This window comes from Echinicola soli, assembly GCF_006575665.1.
In the GTDB taxonomy this organism is placed as follows: domain Bacteria; phylum Bacteroidota; class Bacteroidia; order Cytophagales; family Cyclobacteriaceae; genus Echinicola; species Echinicola soli.
Genome location: NZ_CP041253.1, coordinates 5260903 through 5277111, shown reverse-complemented (window position 1 = coordinate 5277111; position 16209 = coordinate 5260903). Strand labels below are relative to the sequence as shown.

At 41.9% G+C, this 16209-nt stretch carries 12 protein-coding genes; all 12 read left to right on the top strand.

What is annotated here, in order from left to right:
* Positions 1-146: 146 nt before the first annotated feature.
* The 12 genes from FKX85_RS20365 (at position 147) to FKX85_RS20310 (ending at position 16208) form a co-directional block, all read left to right on the top strand.
* Positions 147-1229 carry an SDR family oxidoreductase gene (locus tag FKX85_RS20365; RefSeq protein ID WP_141616471.1) on the top strand — a complete coding sequence of 361 codons (1083 nt, stop codon included), beginning with the start codon at positions 147-149 and terminating at the stop codon, positions 1227-1229.
* Positions 1230-1260: 31 nt separating this feature from the next.
* On the top strand, positions 1261-2259 hold the full coding sequence (locus FKX85_RS20360; protein WP_141616470.1) for a mannose-1-phosphate guanylyltransferase: 999 nt from the start codon (positions 1261-1263) through the stop codon (positions 2257-2259).
* Between the two features lie 196 nt (positions 2260-2455).
* Positions 2456-3235 (top strand): 3'(2'),5'-bisphosphate nucleotidase CysQ, encoded by a 780-nt coding sequence (gene cysQ, locus FKX85_RS20355; RefSeq protein WP_210416883.1) that lies wholly within the window; start codon positions 2456-2458, stop codon positions 3233-3235.
* A gap of 502 nt (positions 3236-3737) precedes the next feature.
* Entirely contained in the window at positions 3738-5057 is a 1320-nt protein-coding gene (locus tag FKX85_RS20350; protein WP_141616469.1) for a nucleotide sugar dehydrogenase, read from the top strand.
* Positions 5058-5754: 697 nt separating this feature from the next.
* Complete coding sequence (locus tag FKX85_RS20345; protein ID WP_141616468.1) at positions 5755-6267, top strand: ArsR family transcriptional regulator; 513 nt, start codon at positions 5755-5757, stop codon at positions 6265-6267.
* Positions 6268-6822: 555 nt separating this feature from the next.
* Positions 6823-9408, top strand: coding sequence for an SLBB domain-containing protein (locus tag FKX85_RS20340; protein WP_141616467.1), 2586 nt, complete (start codon positions 6823-6825; stop codon positions 9406-9408).
* A gap of 164 nt (positions 9409-9572) precedes the next feature.
* A complete protein-coding gene (locus FKX85_RS20335) occupies positions 9573-10715 on the top strand; it encodes a Wzz/FepE/Etk N-terminal domain-containing protein (protein ID WP_141616466.1) in 1143 nt (380 codons plus the stop codon).
* 178 nt (positions 10716-10893) lie between these two features.
* Positions 10894-12213, top strand: coding sequence for a nucleotide sugar dehydrogenase (locus FKX85_RS20330; RefSeq protein ID WP_141616465.1), 1320 nt, complete (start codon positions 10894-10896; stop codon positions 12211-12213).
* Between the two features lie 4 nt (positions 12214-12217).
* A complete protein-coding gene (locus FKX85_RS20325) occupies positions 12218-13342 on the top strand; it encodes a DegT/DnrJ/EryC1/StrS family aminotransferase (RefSeq protein WP_141616464.1) in 1125 nt (374 codons plus the stop codon).
* On the top strand, positions 13342-13920 hold the full coding sequence (locus tag FKX85_RS20320) for an acyltransferase (protein ID WP_141616463.1): 579 nt from the start codon (positions 13342-13344) through the stop codon (positions 13918-13920). The genes FKX85_RS20325 and FKX85_RS20320 overlap by 1 nt, the downstream gene beginning before the upstream one ends.
* A gap of 8 nt (positions 13921-13928) precedes the next feature.
* Positions 13929-14894, top strand: a complete 966-nt coding sequence (locus tag FKX85_RS20315) for a Gfo/Idh/MocA family protein (protein ID WP_141616462.1) — start codon at positions 13929-13931, stop codon at positions 14892-14894.
* A 45-nt stretch (positions 14895-14939) separates the two neighbouring features.
* Positions 14940-16208 carry a lipopolysaccharide biosynthesis protein gene (locus FKX85_RS20310; RefSeq protein ID WP_141616461.1) on the top strand — a complete coding sequence of 423 codons (1269 nt, stop codon included), beginning with the start codon at positions 14940-14942 and terminating at the stop codon, positions 16206-16208.
* The last annotated feature ends 1 nt before the right edge of the window (position 16209 follow it).

Below are 16209 nucleotides of genomic sequence, written 5' to 3'. Positions count from 1 at the left end.
CGGTGTAACCGTAGCGGTGCTACGCCCACACCTCCAAACTAGTTGATTTTATTGCACTTTCAGTTCTTCCCGACATTTTTCGGGACAGGCTACTACGATTCCTAGTGCATAATCCGGGTTAAAAGTATAATAGGAAAGGATATACCATGAAAGAAACGACTACAACACATCGGCTCTCCGGAGCAAAGGTATTGGTCACGGGCGGGGCCGGTTTTATCGGCTCCAACCTGATCGATGCATTATTGGAGGCCGGAAACCAGGTGGTGTGCCTTGATAATTTCTCGACAGGCAAGCTTGTAAACTTGGAAGCAGCCCTTACATCGGCCAATTTTACCTTTATAGAAGGCGATATCCGGGATTACCGGACATGCCAGCAAGCCGTGGAAGGCTGTGAGGTGGTGTTCCATCAGGCGGCATTGGGATCCGTGCCACGATCGATCGCCGATCCCATGACCACCACCGATGTGAACATTGGCGGCTTTGTCAAGGTGCTGTTTGCCGCAAAGGAGGCCGGTGTAAAGCGGGTAGTATATGCTGCCAGTTCCTCTACCTATGGGGACCATCCAGGCCTTCCCAAAGTGGAACACCTCATCGGCAATGCCCTTTCACCCTATGCCATTACCAAATATGTGGACGAACTGTTCGCCAAAAACATTGCCGACACCTATGGCCTGGAGACCATCGGACTAAGGTATTTCAATGTCTTTGGCAGGAGACAGGACCCTGATGGGGCCTATGCAGCGGTCATCCCTAAATTTGTGCGTTGTCTGGTAGCAGGAGAATCCCCCAAGATCAATGGCGATGGGTCCTTTTCCAGGGACTTTACCTATATCGATAATGTCATCCAGGCCAATATCAAAGCTGCAGCGACCGGTTCATCGGTATTGAAGGCAAACCTTGCGGAGTACTATGCCCAAATTGGCGAGCCCTTCAACAAGGACTCCGTCCTCTCGGAAGTATTCAACGTGGCTTTCGGGGAGCGGGTAAACCTGAACGAACTGGGAGGCTACCTGAAGCAGGAGCTGGCCAAATATGAGGAGCGCATTGCACAAATTCCCTTCGAATATGGACCGCAGCGTGCCGGGGATGTGCCACATTCGCTGGCATCCATCACCAAGGGCAGAATGGTGCTGGGGTATGATCCTGAATATTCCGTAAAGCAGGGGCTGAAATTGGCATGTGAGTGGTACTGGGATAGTTTTAAAGACACCAATACCACAGTATCTTGAGTATTTTTAACAGAAAAGAATATCATTGACCATGGAAATAATAAATATTGTATTGTCAGGAGGGGTAGGGAGCAGGCTTTGGCCCCTGTCACGGAAAAGCTGTCCAAAGCAATATTTGCCAATTTTTGAGGAACGGACACTGTTCCAAAAGACCGTGGAGCGGAACCAAAAGCTGTGTGACCAACTGATGATCGTGGGCAACCAGGCCAATTATGAACTGTCCAGAAAAGATATTAAAGGCCTTGGAATTGAGGGGTATATGGAAGTGATCGAGGCCTGTCCCCGCAATACGGCGGCGGCCATTGCCTTTGCGGCTTTCCGCTCCAGGCCAGAGGACATTCTTTTTGTCACCCCGTCGGACCATTTGATCACTACGGGCGATAGCTATACCAAAAGTGTGGAAAGGGCCATTGCCCTTGCGAAGGAAGATCATATTGTGACCTTTGGACTAAAACCTACCCGGCCGGAGACCGGCTTTGGCTATATAGAGGCAGATGGCGAATCGGTGAAGGGGTTCAGGGAAAAACCGGATCTGGCGACTGCCGAGCAGTTTTTGGAAAAGGGGAATTTTCTTTGGAACTCAGGCATGTTCTGCTTCAAGGCCGAAGTATTCCTTTCCGAGCTGGAGCGTTACGAACCCGAAGTTTTCCGTCGTTCCCAGGAAGCCATGGCAGCAGCAGAGGATGGTTTCTTGGACCAGGAAATGTCCATGAAGATCCCTTCCATTTCGGTGGATTATGCCGTGATGGAGCGCACCCAAAAGATCAAGGTAGTGCCCTCCTCGTTTGGATGGTCGGATATGGGCTCGTTCGAATCTGTTTTTGAATATATGGAGCAGCATGGTTACCAGCCAGATGAGAACGGAAACATGATCATCGGCAGCAATGTCCATACCGAGTTTGTAGGATTGGAAAATACCATTTTGGTACAGACAAAAGATGCGATCCTGGTGCTGAAAAAGGAAAGCGCACAGGAGGTGAAAAAAGTATTCGAAAAGTTGGAGAAGGACAAACCTGAATTGGTGAATTAGCCATATGAGGCTTTTTGTAAAGTTGGCATTTGCCTAGAGGAGCAGGAGGTTGACCATTGGGTTGGGCTTGAATTTATATCTGGATCAAAAGGTATTTTGAAGGATCAACGGTAGGTTTGTTGGGCTTGCTTATTTTGTGATAACCTTAAATTAATTTTCAGGACCATTTGTATTAAACCGTACTACATTTGCACTTATGCATATTGATTTAGAGGAACTGACCAAAATAGCAGTCACTGCAGCTCAGTCGGCAGGAAAGGAGATTATGAACGTTTATCGTTCTACTGATTTCGGCGTGGAATACAAAAAGGATGATTCACCGCTGACCAAAGCCGACCAAGCAGGCCATGATGCCATCATGGCTTATCTGAAGGACACAGGAATACTGGTGCTTTCGGAGGAAGGAAAGGATATCCCGTATGAAACCCGTAAGGATTGGGATTACTTCTGGATGGTGGATCCATTGGACGGCACCAAGGAATTTATCAAGAAAAGTGGTGAATTTACAGTAAACATCGCACTGATCCATCAAGGGCGCTCAGTAATTGGTGTGGTGTATGCACCGGTCCTTGGGTGGATGTACTGGGGAAATGGGAAAGAAGGTGGATGGAAGCAGGAAGGTGGCCAGGAACCCATACCATTAACTTTTCCGGAGGAGGATGAGATAAAAACCCTGGTAGTGAGCTTGTCCCACCAAAGCCCGGAAACCAAGTCCTTTATGGAGAATTATCCAGAAGCTGATATCATCAGCATGGGCAGTTCCCTGAAATTCATGTTGCTTGCAGAAGGTAAGGCACAGGTTTATCCCCGTTTTGCGCCCACCATGGAGTGGGATACCGCAGCAGCCCACGGAGTGGTTTTGGCCATGGGCGGGCAAGTGGTGCAGGTAGAAAATAATAGACCATTGGAATATAATAAGGAGAATTTATTGAATCCTTCTTTTATTGCAAGTACTGTCGCTTTGAAAGAGGAATGACTCAATGCCATGCGTTTTTCCGATATCCCCTATCGTCATAGTGAACGGATGTGATAGCAAAGTGAAGCAATCTCGTTTTCGGTATAGAAGATCGTTTCATTCTATTCGCGACGAAATTATAGCAACACGGGATTGCGTAACTCCGTTGCTCTTCGTTCGCAATGACGATTTTCTATTACGTCACTGCGAATCCGACGAAGGAGGATGTGGCAGTCTCCTATTCCGAAGGCGAGTCCTTCTGGATGTGGTGGAGTGTTCATTATACGGGGTTGCGTAACTTTACCCCCTTGCTCCCTAAGAGGGTGAATTACTAAAAATGAAGAGGGAGCTCTATCTAATGCTGTTAGATATTAAAGCTTGGTTACTTCATTCGCGATGGCGGTTTCAGGGAGGCGATTATTAATTTGTGTAATGAATTCATGTACCATCCCCTATATTTGTAGGGGTACAATAAAACCAAAATAAACCATTTACTTTAATTACTTTAAAATTAACACTACTCATGAATACGCTGCTTTTTCCGCTTGAAAAATCAAACATTGCCGTGATCGGCTTGGGCTATGTAGGCCTCCCTTTGGCAGTGGAATTTGCCAAAAAATTTCCCGTGACGGGATATGATATTTCCAATTCCCGGGTGGAGGAGCTTTCCAAAGGAGTGGACCATACCCTTGAGATAGAGGATAAGCTTTTACAATCGGTATTGGTAAGATCAAAGGAAGATTTTAATACGCAATCAACTGGATTTTATCCTACCTGTTCCCATAAGGATCTAGCCGATTGTAACGTATATATTGTGACGGTGCCTACGCCTACCGATAAGCACAATAGGCCCGTATTGACGCCGATGCTCAAAGCCTCCGAGGCGATTGGTAAGGTACTAAAAGAAGGGGATGTGGTGATCTATGAATCCACGGTATATCCCGGGGTTACCGAAGAGGAATGTGTGCCGGTGCTGGAAAAGGAATCCGGTCTGAAATTCAACCAAGACTTTTATGTGGGCTATTCGCCCGAGCGGATCAATCCGGGTGACAAGGAACATACGGTAGCCAAGATTTTGAAAGTGACTTCCGGGAGCAGTCCGGAGGCAGCTGATTTTATTGATGGGCTGTACAAGTTGGTCATAACAGCCGGTACATTTAAGGCTTCCTCCATTAAAGTGGCCGAGGCGGCCAAGGTCATTGAAAATTCCCAGCGGGACATCAACATCGCTTTTGTCAACGAGCTGTCCAAGATCTTTAACCTGCTGGACATTGATACCCAGGAAGTACTGGAAGCAGCAGGGACCAAGTGGAACTTCCTTCCTTTCCGTCCCGGATTGGTAGGAGGGCACTGCATCGGGGTGGATCCGTTTTACCTGGCTCAAAAGGCGCAGGAAGTAGGCTACCACCCGGAGATCATCCTGGCAGGAAGACGGCTGAACGACTCCATGGGCAAGCATGTGGCCACCGAGGTGATCAAGCATATGATGCGCAAGGATCTTAAAGTAATGGAGTCCAAGGTGCTGATCCTGGGTTTTACATTTAAAGAAGATTGCCCGGACGTGCGCAATACCCGGGTCATTGATATTTATAGGGAACTGAAGAATTTTGATATCAATGTGGACGTGTACGACCCCTGGGCCAATGCAGCCGAAGTGGCCCATGAGTATCATGTCCAGGTACTGGACCGCGAAAAGCAGCCTGACCTTTCCAGTTATTCTGCCATTATCCTGGCCGTAGCCCACAGGGAATTTAAAACCTGGACCATTGCCAAATCCGATAAGCAGGTGGTCTACGATGTCAAGGGAATACTGGGCAAAGACATAGTAGATGCCAGGTTATAAAAAATACCCCCTAGGCTCTTGAAATACCCCCTATCCCCCTAAGAGCGGGGATAGCTTGGTTACAAAGGATCGTTGTCCAGAAAGCCGGATCCCTTTGGCGCAAGCTTACTGAGGCGGTCATATACATCTACGTAATTGCGAATGGAGCGATAGCGGAGTGAAGCAATCTTTTGTTCCTATTTCCAATCCCTAAAGATACCCCCTTAACTCTCTAAAAACACCCCCTATCCCCCTAAGAGGGGGGGGACTTGCTGACATAATGATCCTTGTCCTAGCACATCGGATCCCTTTGGCGTAAGCTTACTGAGGCTGTTATATACATTTACGTCTGCGAGGAAGTATAGCCTGTTCCGAGCTATCGGGAACGCGGCAATCTCGTTTTCAAAGATATGAGATCGCTTCACTCCGTTCGCGATGACGGTTTTCCTACGTTGCGAACTGCCGCGGCTTTCTTCCCTCAAATCTCTCTCTAAGCCCTGTTTGGCTTCAGACGGGCCTGCCTTTGGCTTCAGACAGGCCTGTTTGGCAGCAGACAAGCTCGTAGCGACGATTGTAACATAGAAACTGAGGTTAATAATATTACGTGAATGTTACAAAATGCGGTATCAAGGTTATTTTTTACAAAAAAAACAAATAGTTTTGGAGATGTAAAGCCTAACGAGTACTTTTGGTGCTCGTTAAGGCAAGTTGCTTTTTTATGCTTGATTCGTTGATCACATCCAAGACCAGACTGCGATTGTTGGTAAAGTTTTTTATCAATGCAGACAACCATAGCCATCTGCGCGGACTGGCCGAGGAGTTTGGTGAATCTACCAACGCCATAAGAAAGGAACTTAACAATTTGTCAGAAGCAGGTTACCTGCAAAAAGCATCCGAAAAAAACAGGATCAGTTACAGGGCCAATACCCGGCACCCTTTGTTTTTTCCCTTGCAGGGTATTATTCGGAAATATATTGGATTGGATACGCTGGTGGAGGAAGTCCTGAACAGGATGGGGGATGTGGAAAGTGTCATTCTTACCGGGGATTATGCCAATGGTCTCGATACCGGTACCATTGATGTCAGTATAAAGGGGGATGCACTCAATGAGGAATACCTCGACAATTTGGGGAACCGTATCCAAGAAATGATCGACCGTAAGGTGAATTTCACGGTGCTGGGCCAAGAATCCCAGTCTGGCATCATTTTATATAACAAAGCCGCTGAGTAAGAAACTTCACTTGCTTGGTCTTCTTAGATTTATCATCCCGCTAAGCACATAATGTGACTGACCGGGCGAAGCTGTGTTTAGGACGTTAAGTTGTCATGCTGATGAATTGTCATGCTGACGTAAGGAAGCATCTCTATCATAGACGTTACCGAAATGAGATTCCTCGTGACCTCGGAATGACAAGCATTCTGTCATGCTGACGTAAGGAAGCATCCCTACCATACACGTTATCGAAAAAAGGTTCCTCGTAGCCTCGGAATGACAGGCATTCTGTCATGCTGACGTAAGGAAGCATCCCTACCATAGACGTTATCGAAAGGAGATTCCTCGTGGCCTCGGAATGACAAGCGTCCTGTCATGCTGACGAAAGGAAGCATCGCTACCATACACGTTATCGAAAAAAGGTTCCTCGTAGATTCGGAATGACAGGCGTTCTGTCATGCTGACGTAAGGAAGCATCTCTACTATAGACGTTATCGAAAGGAGATTCCTCGTGGCCTCGGAATGACAAAAAATGATTCAACAACACAACAATTCGACAATAATACAATAAGTATGTCCATCAATATCAAAGCTTTTTACCTTACTTTAATCCTGTTTATCGCTTCGGTAACCTTGTATGCGCAGTCCCTTTCGGATATCCAAAATGCAAAAGTGGATCAGCTGTCGGATGCACAGCTCGCCACGATCGTCCAACAGGCGGAGGAGCAGGGGATTTCGAAGTCACAAATTCCGGCCTTGGCAGAGGAAAGAGGTATGCCGGCCATGGAAGCAAGTAAATTGTCCACCCGGATCAACCAACTGAATACATCTGGAGCGACAAGAGAGGAAGGGAATATCGGAAATGCTGCTCAACGGCAAGTTTCAGATGCTTCAAGTGTCGGTATGAGTTCGGGGGAGCAGGATAGTTTGTCGGAAGAGGAAAAAAAGATCTTTGGCTATGGGCTGTTTCACAATAAAAAGCTGAATTTCTCTCCCAACCTGAATATCCCCACACCACAAAGCTATGTGATAGGAGCAGGGGACCAGTTGCTGATCGATATCTATGGGGATTCTCAACAATCGTACGATCTGACCGTGAACCCCGAAGGACGGGTCTATATTCCGAACGTGGGGCCTATTAATCTGGGAGGAGCCAGTATTCAATCCGCTACTGCCCGTTTTAAAAAGGAACTGAGCAGTATCTATGCAGACTTAAATAGTAGTAATCCACGTACCTTTATGCAGATCCGTTTGGGTAATATCCGATCAATCAAGGTACAGATTGTCGGTGAACTGCAGCGCCCTGGGGATTATACCTTACCTTCTTTTGCTTCGGTATTCAATGCCCTATATGCCGCTGGTGGTCCCAATAAACAAGGCTCCTTTAGGAATATCAGGGTGTTTCGGGATTCTCGCCAGATAGCAGAAGTGGATGTCTATGAGTACCTGATGAACGGTAATCAACAGCAAAATGTGCGCTTGCAGGACAATGATGTCATCATGGTGCCGGCAGTGGATACGCGCGTGGAAGTACAGGGACCGGTAAGGCGTGAAGGATATTTTGAGATTAAACCAGAAGAGGATATCAACGACCTGATCCGCTATGCGGGGGGCTTTAAAAGCGATGCCTATACCGGACGATTGGCTGTACGCAGGGTTTCTGACCAAGCCAGAAAAGTGGCCGATGTCAGCAAGGAGGAATTTGGTAGTTTTAAGGTGCAGGATGGGGACGTTTTTCTGATAGGGAAGAAGTTGGAGCGTTTTGAGAACAGGGTGCAGATTTCCGGTGCAGTATTTCATCCCGGAGAATTTGCCTTATTTGAGGGGATGACGGTGAAGGACCTGATTGATAAGGCGGAAGGACTACGTGGTGAAGCCTTTTTAAATAGAGCGACCCTGTATCGCACGCAGGATGATATGACCTTGGAGATTGTTCCGATTAATGTTCAAGGGGTGGTAAACGGTACAGCACAGGACCTTCCTTTGCAAAGGGAGGATGTTTTGCATATTCCGAGCAAATATGACCTTAAAGAAGAATACTATGTAAAGATTTCAGGAGAGATCAATAGTCCAGGTGCTTTTGCCTACGCAGAAAATATGACCGTAGAGGATTTGGTGCTAAAAGCTGGAGGGTTTAAGGAATCCGCTTCCGATGCCTATATTGAAGTGGCCAGGAGGGTAAAGGACCGGACCAATGGGCAAATCGCTGAAATCTTTACCATTGATATCGATGAAAACTTGGAAATAGATGAAGGGGATAAGGAAGTGGTGCTTGAACCTTTTGATCATATCATTATCCGTAGAAGTCCGGGCTTTCAGCGGGAGAAAATAGTTCGTGTAGAAGGGGAAGTAATCTATCCTGGCCAATATACCATTTCGACAACAAATGAACGGATTTCAGATTTGTTGAAAAGAGCTGGAGGGATGAATCAATTTGCTTATGTTAAGGGAGCCACATTGATCAGAAGAACGGAATTTTTTACTCCCAAAAGTGATAATGATATTAAGTCTCAGGATCTGACGGAGGTAAAAAAACACCTTATCAAGGAAGATGGTGAAAATACCGAAGCTGAAAATAAAATTCTTTCTCGGATTGATGAAAAAATCAGTGAAAATGGAGGAGATTTAGCTAACCAAAAAGGATTGGCTTCTGGAGAGTATAAAATTAGCAGAGTAGAGGAAGTAGCAGCTTCAGATAGCAGCAGGGTAGCAGAGGTGGAGTTCAGAACACAGGAAATGATAGGGATAGACTTGACCAATATTTTAGAAAATCCTGGATCTGCCCAAGACTTAATTTTACAGGAGGGAGATATATTAAGTATTCCGAAACAATTGCAAACGGTAAGAATGCGGGGAGAAGTACTATTCCCTACTTCGGCACGCTATGAAAATGGAAACAGTTTTAAACGCTATATTTCCAAAGCAGGAGGATTTACTGATAATGCCCGAAAAGGCAAAGCCTATGTGGTCTATGCCAATGGAGATGTGAAGCGCACGAAGAACTTTATTTTCTTTAAAAATTATCCTAGGATAGAACCGGGGGCTGAGATTATTGTGCCACAAAAGCCACAAAGAGAAAGCATGTCTGCTACCAATTGGATTGGGGTGGCTTCCAGTTTAGCAACTTTGGCGATATTGGTAGACAGATTGGCGCAATAAGAATCCTTCATTGACTCGTAATGGATGCCCTTGGCACGAATCCGAGAAAGGACGGTGAAGCAATCTCGATTTATTGCTAACCTATTCGGTTTCACAGGCACGCCTAATACTAAAATATTTAACGACCATTATTTGAGTAGCAAAATACCACTTTCGAATTAACCATGAACAACGATTCAAATAAAAATACATCTCTAAACATCGATGATGAAATTGACCTTCTTGCTTTAGCCAAGACGGTATGGAATAAGCGCAAGTTGGTATTAAGAACTGTTGGACTTTTTATAATACTGGGCTTATTAGTGGCCTTATTAAGTCCAAATGAATATAGGGCTACTGCGACTTATCTACCGACTACTTCAGAAGGAGGAAAAGCGGGAGGAAATCTCTCCGGTCTTGCATCTTTGGCAGGAATTAATTATGGCGGCACTATAGGAGGATCAGAAATTCCTCCAACCCTTTATCCAAAAATTGTTAATAGTATTCCTTTTAAACTGGAGATGTTAAAAGCTCCTCTTACATTTGAAGGGTTTGATAAAAAAGTTACTTATCAGGAGTATTACGAGAAGCATTATTCCCCGGGAGTATTAGGGGATGTTAAAAAGTATACAATTGGGTTATTGGGGGAAATTATGAAGGATGTTAAGGGAGAACAACATAAAGAAATTAAACGTGAGGGTGGAGCTGAAGACATTATTACAATTACCCATAATGAACTGGCCCATTTTAAAAGATTGTCTAATCAGATCAACATTTCTTTTAATGATAAGGAGGGGTTTGTGGAATTGTCCACAATTTTACTAGAGGCAAAGGCAGCGGCTCAATTAGCAAAATATGCAGAAGGATTACTTCAAAAAGAAGTGATTGCTTTTAAAATCAAAAATGCGAAGGAGCAGTTAAAGTTTACAAAAGAGCGATTCCTTGAAAGGAAAAAGGAATTTGAAGAAACTCAAACAAAATTGGCAAGATTTCGTGACCGTAACCAAAATATTTCCAGTTCTGTAGCTTTAAACCAATTGGAGAAATTGGAAGCAGAGTTTAATTTGGCTTTTTCTGTTTATTCAGAGTTGGCTAAACAATTGGAGCAGGCTAAATTACAAGTCAGCAAGGATACTCCTGTGTTTTCTGTCATACAACCGGTTACAGTTCCCGCTGAAAAGTCTGCTCCTAATCGATCCCTTATTTTGGTGATGTTTACCATTCTAGGTGTAGTTGTTGCCATTGGATTAGTCTTCGTTGGAGAATTCTTAACTAATATTAGAAAAAAAATGAATGAATCGACGAGCTTTATGGATATACACCAATAAAAATGTAATTGAAAATAGTCTAGGAAATCTCATATAGAATTTTAATAAAATGATCCTTCATATCTACTAATTAATGGATAAACCTTAGAAAATTAAAGTCTTCATATATGCAAATTATATAATGAAGATACCTTTAGTACTCGGTAATAAATAAATTCAGCAATTAATTATAAAATACATGGCATCACAACTTATACCCCTGAATCAATCGAAAATTGCAGTAATTGGTTTAGGATATGTAGGCTTACCACTTGCTGTGGAACTAGCAAAAAAATACCCAACTGTAGGTTATGATATCTCCAATAAAAGAATTAAGGAATTGGAAGATGGTCACGATATAACCCTCGAGGTAGAGGACTATAAATTAAAGAAAAGCTTGACTGACTCTCCTTTAAAGTTAGAGGAAAGGGAAAAGGGTTTTTTACCAACTAATGCTATTACTGCCATTTCATCCTGTAATATTTATATCGTAACGGTTCCTACACCGATTAATGAGCATAAGTCACCGGATTTAGCTCCTTTAATTGCGGCAAGTACAATGCTTAGTAAAATATTAAAGAAAGGAGACGTGGTGATTTATGAATCCACTACTTATCCTGGGTGTACGGAAGAAGACTGTGTTCCAATTTTAGAAAGAGAATCAGGTTTAAAATTTAACCAGGATTTCTATTGTGGCTATTCTCCGGAAAGAATTAATCCTGGTGATAAGGTGAATACTCTGACAAAGATCAAAAAGGTAACTTCAGGTTCTACGCCGGAGGTAGCAGATTTTGTGAATAACCTTTATGCTTCCATTATTGAAGTAGGGACCTTTAAGGCTTCTAGTATCAAAGTAGCAGAAGCTTCAAAAGCGATAGAAAATGCACAAAGGGATGTAAATATTTCTTTTGTTAATGAATTAGCGTTGATTTTTGATCGTTTGGGTATTGATACTAGTGAAGTATTGGAAGCTGCCGGAACTAAGTGGAACTTTTTGAAATATAAGCCAGGCTTGGTTGGAGGACACTGCATAGGTGTAGACCCGTATTATTTGGCACATAAGGCAGAGCAAGTTGGGTATCACCCCGCGGTAATTCTTTCAGGTAGAAGAGTAAATGACAATATGGGCATGTTTGTGGCCAATAAAGTGGTTAAACTCATGATTCAAAAAGGAAAAACTATAAAAGGCAGTAAAGCTTTGATTATGGGATTTACTTTTAAGGAGAACTGTCCTGATATACGAAATACGCGCGTTATAGATATCTATAGGGAATTGAATCAATTTGGACTGGAGGTTGATGTCTATGATCCATGGGCCTCAAAAGAAGAAGTACAGGAAGAGTATGGTCTAGGACTTAAGAACAGAGAAGATCTATCAAAATATGATGCTCTTATCTTAGCGGTTGGACATAAAGAATTTTGTGATATGGACTTGGAAGGTATTAAAACAAATGGCCATACGGTGCTTTATGATACCAAAGCTTTTTATGCCAAGGAATTAGTTGATGGAAGATTATAGGGTTATGGCAAAAATACAGATGGTTGATCTTAAGACTCAGTATGAAAAGATCAAAGGTGAAGTTAATGCTGGAATTCAGGAAGTAATAGATAATTCAGCGTTTATCAATGGTCCACAAGTTAAGGCATTTGCAAGTGAATTGGCAGATTATAATAAGGTGAAATATACTATTACTTGTGGAAATGGAACAGATGCTCTTCAGATAGCTATGATGACTTTTGACTTTCAGCCAGGAGATGAAGTAATTGTTCCAGCATTTACTTATATTGCTACGGTTGAGGTTATAGCACTTTTAAAATTAAAACCTGTATTTATAGATGTAACCAATGATACCTTTCAAATGGATATAGACCAGTTGAATGCAAAGATAAGTCATAAAACTGTAGCAATAATTCCGGTTCATTTATTTGGTCAATGCTCAAATATGGACACAATTTTGGAAGTAGCTAGGGAATATAATTTAAAAGTTATTGAAGATACTGCACAAGCAATAGGTGCAGAATATACTTTCAAGAACAAATCAAAAAGGATGGCTGGAACAATGGGAGATATTGGCATTACTTCATTTTTCCCATCAAAAAATTTGGGATGTTTTGGGGATGGAGGAGCTATTTTTACCAATGACGACCTATTGGCCCAGAAACTTCGTATGATTGCTAATCATGGACAAAAACAAAAGTATTACCATGATAGTATTGGCGTGAATTCTCGACTGGATACGCTTCAAGCTGCTATTTTACGGGTGAAACTAAAGTATTTGGATGAGTATTCTTCTGCAAGAAATGAAGTTGCGCGAAAATATGATACAGCCTTCGAAGGGCATACTAATATCATATCGCCAAGTCGTGTTCAAAATTCGACACATGTTTTTCATCAATATACACTGAAAATAGAAGGAGCTGATAGAGATGATTTGAAAAACTATCTGAGCGAAAAAGGAGTACCCTCTATGGTGTATTATCCAGTACCAGTGCATCTACAAAATGCTTACAGGAATTATGGATATGTTGAAGGTGATTTTCCTGTTGCGGAATCACTTTGTAAGAAGGTGCTTTCTTTGCCAATTCATACTGAAATGGTAGATGAGGACCAAAAATTTATTATTGAAACCATCAAAAATTATTTCTAATGGAGAACGAATTTTTTGCTCATGAAACAGCTGTAGTAGATGAAGGTTGCATTATTGGTAAAGGAACCAAAATTTGGCATTTTTCACATATGATGTCCAATTGTAAAATTGGAGAGAAATGTAATATTGGCCAAAATGTAGTGGTCAGTCCGGAAGTTACATTGGGGAAAAATGTCAAGGTTCAAAATAATGTTTCAATTTATACAGGAGTAACCTGTGACGATGATGTGTTCCTAGGACCATCTATGGTTTTTACGAATGTAATTAATCCACGATCAGCAGTCAATCGAAAAAGCGAGTATGCCAAGACCCATGTGGGAAGGGGAGCGACTATAGGTGCGAATGCCACAATTGTTTGCGGACATGATATAGGGGCGTATGCGTTTATAGGAGCTGGTGCTGTAGTTACTAAAAATGTTCCTGCTTATGCCTTAGTTGTTGGAAATCCATCAAAACGGATTGGCTGGATGAGTGAGTTTGGCCATCGTTTGGTATTTGATGAATTGGGTAGAGCTGTATGTAAGGAAAGTGGTGACATATATGTACTGGAAAATAATAAAGTTATAAAATTAAAATAGACATCGTAATGAAAAACTTTGCATTAATTGGGGCTGCTGGATATATTGCTCCTAGGCATATGAAAGCCATAAAAGATACTAATAATCAGCTTTTGGCGGCTTATGATAAATTTGACAGTGTTGGAATAATCGACAGCCATTTTCCTAATGCAGATTTTTTTACGGAATTTGAACGCTTTGACAGACATGTGGAAAAATTGAAGCGTGGTGCAGATAAAATAAATTATATGAGTGTTTGTTCCCCAAATTATTTGCACGATTCACATATTAGGTTTGGTTTAAGAGTAGGAGCAAATGTGATATGCGAAAAGCCTCTCGTGCTAAATCCTTGGAATATTGATGCTTTGAAAGAGGTAGAACAGGAACACGGAACCAAGGTTTTTAATATTCTTCAGCTACGTTTGCATCCGTCTATAATTGCTTTGAAAGAAAAAATTCAAAATGGGCCCAAGGATAAAGTTTATGATATTGATTTGGCTTATATTACATCCAGGGGTCATTGGTATTATACCTCTTGGAAAGGGGATGTTACCAAATCGGGCGGAATAGCTACCAATATCGGGGTACACTTTTATGATATGTTGACTTGGATCTTCGGTGATGTAAAAGAGAGTGTGGTTCATATTCATACACACGATAGGGCCGCTGGATATTTTGAACTGGAGAAGGCACGGGTACGGTGGTTCTTGAGCATAAATGCTGATACACTACCAAAAGCTGTAAAAGAAAGAGGGGGGAGAACTTATCGTTCTTTAACTATGGAGGGGGAAGAAATAGAATTTAGTGATGGATTTACAGAATTACATACGCACAGTTACCAGCATATTTTGGATGGAGAAGGGTTTGGTTTGGATGAAGCAAGAAACTCTATTCAGATTGTTCATGATATTAGGCATATGGAGCCCATTGGTTTGAGAGGAGAATTTCATCCATTAGCTAAAGCTAAGCTTGTTAATCATCCGTTCAGCGTATAAAAAATGAAAAGTGAGTAAACTTAATCATTTACTCACTTCATTTCTATGATAAGTTCTTTTTTTAGGAGAAGTGAGTTTGTCAAAAATGTAGTTACATTGATGACAGGTACTAGCATAGCACAAGCGATTCCAATTGCGTTAAGCCCAGTTTTAACTAGAATATATTCTCCTGATGATTTTGGATTATTTGCATTATACTCAGGAATAGCTTCGATACTATCTGTAATTGCTACAGGTAGGTATGAATTGGCTATTATGTTGCCAGAAAAAGAAGAAGATGCTGCTGAGATAGTCAAATTATCATCTTTGATATCTTGCTTGATAAGTTTAACGGTGTTGCTTATTATCCTTATATGGGGCATGGAGATTTCCGTTTTATTGGGTAACACGGGAATCAGTAATTGGTTGTACTTATTACCTGTTAGTATTTTTGTAGCTGGTTTATATCAAAGTCTGAATTATTGGTTTAATAGAAAAAAGGACTTTAAAAGGTTAGCCAAAAACAGGGTAATGCAAAGTTCTTTCACTGGATTGGGGCAATTACCATTAGGGTTATTGAAGGTTGGAGGCATAGGGCTTTTATTTGGTACGCTGTTAGGGCAAATGGTTACATTAGTATCTTTGGCTAAGAAAACTGTAAAAGAGGACAGTAATTATTTTCACAGATTGGAATTTAATCAACTTTCAAAGTTAGCTAGCCGTTATATTAACTTTCCTAAATTTGACGTACCTACAACAATTTTGAATGTTGGAGCTGTACAGGCACCCAATATTTTATTTACTACTTTTTTTTCAGCCTCTTATGCTGGTTTTTATTATTTGACACATAAAGTTTTACAAGCACCTGTTACATTAATTTCTACTTCGGTTTTGGATGTCTTTAAAGAAGAGGCCTCTAAAGCTTATAGGGAAACAGGGCAAGCGAAATTAATTTTTATTAAAACATTTAAGTGGTTGCTATCTATTTCTATAATTCCTTCAATATTTCTATTTTTAGTAATCGATGATTTATTTGTATGGGTGTTTGGTAAAGATTGGCAAATTGCGGGTGATTATGCCAAAATATTACTTCCTGCCCTGTGTCTAAGGTTTATTGCAAACCCATTGAGCTTTATGATTTATGTTGCTGAAAAGCAAATATGGAATCTATTGACAATGATCGGTCTTGCTTGTAGTGTTTTTTTGAGCTTTTATTTAGCGGAAGACCATAGTGGGGTGATAGTTAATATATCGATTACATATGTTTGTTACTACATTGTACACCTAATATTGGGGGCGTGTTTTGCAGGAATTTTTAAAGTGAGAAAAGTATAGT